The organism is Bradyrhizobium sp. 2TAF24 (genome assembly GCF_052115025.1).
Taxonomy (GTDB): domain Bacteria; phylum Pseudomonadota; class Alphaproteobacteria; order Rhizobiales; family Xanthobacteraceae; genus Bradyrhizobium_A.
The window spans coordinates 1-5,399 of record NZ_JBFRFW010000050.1; the positions used below are offsets into that span (position 1 = coordinate 1).

The following is a 5,399-nucleotide window of genomic DNA, read 5'->3' on the forward strand; positions in this document are numbered from 1 at the left end:
ACCGGCACGCCGACCGATGCGCCCTGCACCTGAATGTTGGCAATGTTGAGCACATGCAGCGCCTCGAGCGTGAGATTGCCCGACACGCGGATGCCCGCCTCTCCCGCATCGATCGTGCCGTGCGGCGCGAACAGGTCGACATTGCCGGGCGGCACACCGGGCACGCCGATCAGCGTGGCGATGCCGGCGCCGCTCTGCGGCGTGTTCGGCGTCTTGGTCGCGCGGCCGTAGCGGTCGTAGATCACCAGTGGCGGTGACGTCACGATCGAGGTCTGCTTGCCCTTGCCGGCATTGAGGTCGCCATTGGTCGAGAACATCAGGATGTCGCCGCCGAGCTCGGTGAAGACGCGCGACTGCGCCACCACCACACTGCGGTCGGTGAAGATGTTGACGTCGCCGCCTTCGAGGGTCAGCAGGCCGGGGCGTGCGSTGTCGGCCTGCCCGGTGAGGTTGGGCGTCTGGTTCTCGATGCCGAGCGCCACGCCGCCGCCRGGCGCGAGGATGTTAATGGCGCCGCCCTGCTCGGTGCGGATGCGSGCSAGYTGGTACAGCGACAGGTTGCCGGCATAGGCGGTGGTCGTGCCACCGATCACGCTGCCCGGGAACAGGGTCTGGATCGCCCGGTAGGCGCGATCATAGCCCTTGCCGCCGGCCCCGTTGCCATTGGCGGCGGCCTCACCGCCCGCCTTGAGCTCGGCGAAGTACACCTGCTCGATGAACGGMAGCTGCTGAACCGGCGTGAGGGCGCGGAAATCAGCGATCGCCYGGTCGCGGCCGACGGGGACGCCTTCGATGCGGCCCATATAGTCGACGAGTTGCGCCAGGTAGCCTTGTGTCACCGGATCGGTGTTGCGCGGATCGAGATAGAGGTTGATGAAGGCTGCGTTATTGGGACCGCCGGCGCCGACACCGACCGCGACGCCGATCGTGGCACCGGTCGGTGGCAGCAGCGGATTGTCGGCATTGCCGACCGAGGTGATGCCGAGCCCCTGCGTGCCGTAAGCTCCCGCCTGGGCGAGAATGTTGCGGCCCGCCAGAACGGAAAGAGAGCCAGGGCCCTCCACACGGATATTGAAGGTGTCCGGGTAGCTGATGCTGCAGGGCTGACAGCTGACGATGTCGCGGCCGGCCTGCACCAGGGAAACGTCGCCTGGTCCGGCGTTCTGGATGTTGAGGATCGGCTGCACGATATCGAGGCCGGCCCGCACCTGTGCCCGCTCGGACGTCGCCACCGCCACCTTCGTCAGGCTCCCCTGGACCGCATAAACGTGCACGGTAAAGGGATCGTCCAGTTGCACGAGGTTCGACGGCATCCCCAAGCCGTGTTGGTCGAAAATGCCCGGATTGGCAAGTTGGGCAGCATAATCAAAGCCCGCCGGGGCGGAGGCGCCATTGATCTGGGCAATCAGATCGGCCGCCGTCATGCTGACACCGAACTGGGCGATGTCCTGCTGCGCGAGAAGATCGAGCCGGGCGGTCGGCGCCGCCAAAGACGCCAGAAAATAGTAGCCGTTCGTACCGGCATACCCGGCCCGGATCGAGCCCCTGGCCGCCGTGAGTTCGAAGATGGGCGGCGCAAAATCACCAACCACCGTGATGTCGCCGGCCTGTGCGAGTTCACTCAACGCACTGCTGGCCGTCATGCTGGTGAAAAGAGCAAATGGCCCCGCTCCGAGCCCGAAATCGTGGTTCGGATCATACCCCTGCAGCCCCAGGATAGGAGAATTATTCGGATCCGGCGTCCGCTCCACCCGCGTCGGATCGCCGACGATCGCATTGACCCCGCGGCGGGACACCACATTGAACTGGGCATCACCGATCAGCAGGTCGACCCGTCCGATCAGGATCGGACTATAAATATTCTGCTGCGGGATCGCGGCTAATCCGATCTCGCCCGCCTGGATATTGGCGGTCCCCTTCCCGACCAGCAGATTGGCATTGCTGATGCTGCCCCCGACCGTCAGCGAGAGATTGCCGCCGCCATACACCGACACGGTGCGGGCGCTGGTCAGCCCCCCCGTCGTCGGCACGCTGATGTCGACGTTGCTGAGATCGCCGCCAACCGTCACCCTGGCATTGCCGCCCCCCAGCGCGCCAAGCCCCGTGAAGGCGGCGACCGACGGTGGGGAATCGAATGGATTGTCGAGATAGGGCTGGAAGTAGGTACCAAAATTGATGAACCAGGTCGGGCTGCTGGCCTTGGCCTGCGGAGACGCCGTGGCGGCGGCCCCTTCGGACCACAGCCAGTAAACATCGGGGGCGGTCGCCGCGTAGCTCGTCACCCCGTTGTTGCTGGTGTCGGCGCCAATCAGGCTGCCTTGCGCCTTGACCGTGAGATTGCCGCCGCCGGTCTGGTAGCTCGGGTGGAACGCCGTCGCCGGATAGATCTTATCGAACGAGACGCGACGGAAATTCATATCAAAACCATAGCCGAGATAATCGCTGTAGAGGGGGTGCCGCCACGCCCTCCCGGTATTTGAAAGGATCAGGGGGCGCCCCGGCACAGTGAAATCCGGCGCGATAGGCTCACCTGCAGTATAGATGCCGAACGCGGACTGAATGTCGATGTTGCCGGCCGCAGCGAGCTCGATATCGCGGGCACCGGTGCGCACCACGCTCGGGATCTGCACAACGATGCCGCTGTCGTTGACATTGGCGTCGATCAGATAGCTCGCCGAGAGGATGATCGAGCCTGGCTCGGGATTGGCCGCGGTGGCGGGTGGGCGCAGCACGGCCGGCACGATTCCGAGCGGATCTGCGCTCGTGAGATCCGCGCCCGCCACCAGCCGCAGCGTGGCGGACCCGGAGCCTGCCGGCAGCGGCGCTGCGATGGCGAAGATGCTGCCGTCCGGCGACCTCACTGGTGCGGCGAAGCCGTCGCTGAGGCTGCCGTTGTAGACCTTCACCGCCTCGACGACGATCTCGCGTGCGCCGACGACACTGACCCCGTTGTTGATGACCGGCACGCCGGTCGTGCCATCGTTATTGACCACTTGTGGCACACGCAACCAAACCTGGCCTCCGCCTTGACGGGTAATGCTCCAGCTGTTGTCCTGGAAGCTCGGCGGGTGAGGACTCATGGTCGCGACATTGACCACAAGCGCTCCACTGGCCGGATCGTAAGAATTGATGATGCCGGTCAGAACCACCGCAGGATTCTTGTTGTCGATGATTGTGACCTGCTGGCCGGATGAGTAAGCAAGATTCGGCTGAGTGACGAACGTTGCGATTGTCTGGGAGCTGGCTCCGAGACTAACAACACTTGACGAGCTGCTGTTCAGGCCGGGGATCGACACGTTGATGGTCGCGCCGGAGGCAAGCGACAACTTGCCGCCATTGTTGCCATCGATCCCAAGAAACACATTACCGCCGGAGCCTGCGACGTCAGTTGCCGCAGCATTGAGAACCGCACTGCCTGCAAGGGTGAGGTTGCCGCCGGCGGTGAGGCGGATCGTGCCGCCGCTCGGCCCGCTGGCGTCGATCGTGCCGGCGACGGTGATGCTGCCGCTGCTGGTGGTCAGCTCGACGTCCCGGGCGGTGATGCTGCCGACATTGATGTCACCGGTGGTGAGCGTCAGCGCCTGCTTGCCCGAGAAGCCAGCGATGCTGCCGAGCAGCGCACCGGCGTCACCCGACTTGACCGTGATGTTCGCCTTGCCACCGGCATAGCGCGGATCGGCACTGGCGAGCAGTTGCCCGTCGAGATGCGCGGTTCCGTTCGGCGCAACGACGGTGAGCGTTCCGGCGTTGCCGCCCTGGTCGGAGTCCACGGCATCGAGCATCGGCAGCGTCACCGCGGCGAGCCGGCCGCCGCGCAGATCGACGACGGCGCCGGAGGCGACGACGACATCGCCGGTCGTGGTCTGCAGCGTCACGTTGCCGGCAGGCGCGATCCGCATCACGTCGAAGAACGGCGTCACCGCGCCGGCGACATTGGTGACCGACCCGGCCTGGAGCGTGATGCCGTTCTGCGCAGTGAAGTTGACCACGCCGGACGGCAGGTTGATGGTGGTGCCCTGGACGATGCTCTGCGCCGTGACCGACAGCGTCGCGCCGTTGGAGACGACCGGCTGGACGGGGCTGCCAGGCAGCGCCGCGAAAGTGACCGTACCGGTGGCAGCGAGCTGCGTCAGAGCCCCCGCCTGCGCCGTCACCAGCGGCGCCGCGATCGTCAGGTTGCCGTTGACATTGATAATGCCGGGCATCACCTGCCCGGGAGCGTATGAGACCGAGCCAATGCTCTGCATCATCCCCCTGAAGAGCGGGCCCGCATAGGCTACGCCGGCGATCACCTGCCCGGTCGCCGCCAGCGTCACGGTGTTGAAGCCGCCGAACGCCAGCGTGCTGCCGCCACCCAGCGTCAGCTGGCTGGCATCGATCTCGAACGCGCCCTGTCCGCCGCCGGTCGCGGCAGCGCCGGTCGCGCCGCCGTTCAGCGTGATGTTGCTGGCCCGCAGCCGAACGCGATCGGCGGCGGCGCCAAAGCCGTTGATCACCGGCGCGCTCAAGGTCAACCCGCTGAGCAGCGGCTGACCGGTCGCCGGATCAAGGTCGCCGAGATCGACTGAGCCATAGACGTTGATCGCCGTCGCGGCCGTCAGTATCAGGTTCGTGGTCGCCGGCAAATGACGCAGCGGATCGCCAACGGACAGCTGCGCCAGGAGGCTGCCAGTCAGGTTGAAGCCCGAAGCACCACCTGTGCCGAAGTTGATCACCGGCACGCTGACCATGACGGTCGGCGCGGCGAAGCTGGCGGACGGATCCACGGTGATGGTGTTCGCCGCGCTCAGCGCCAACTGGCTACCGGCGAAAATGTCCACGCCCGCACCGATCGTCAGCGTGCTCACGCCGCTGTTTCCGGGCGGCAACGTCACCGGCAGCACCGGCGCGTTGGAGGCCAGCACGAACGCCCCCGCGCTGCCGCCGCTGAGGCTCGCCAGGGCGATCGATCCCAGCGTCTTGCCGGTCTTCGGATCGTTCGGGAACAAGGTCGGGATCGCGCCGAACGATGTGGTGTCGATCCGCGCCCCGGCGCCGATCGTGATGGTATTGCCTGCCGTCAGCATGATCTCCGGCGCGGTCAGCACCGCGCCGCTGTCGATCTGCAGGCTCTGCGCCACTGGAGTAATGGTCAGCACGTTGCCATTGAGGCTGCGTGTGCCGCCGATCAGGATGCTCTGGGCACCGATGGCATCGAGCGCGCTCGCCCGTAGCCCGGTCATGCCCGGCGATGCCGTGCCACCATCCGCGAGGATCTCGAGATTGGACGCCACGATATCGACCTGCCCGCCGCGGCCGCCTGCCGGGGTGGTGAAATTCCCGAAGCCACCAGCCGCTGGCAGCGACAGGCTGTTGATGACATTGATCACGAGTTGGCCGGCATCGATCGGCAGATACGG

Annotated in this window: 1 protein-coding gene; it reads right to left on the bottom strand. The window is 66.0% G+C overall.

Features of this window, described 5'->3' with window-relative positions:
* Nucleotides 1-5,399, bottom strand: a 5,399-nt coding sequence (locus AB4Z37_RS32840) for a filamentous haemagglutinin family protein (RefSeq protein WP_441520856.1), incomplete at both ends; no start/stop codon positions are given.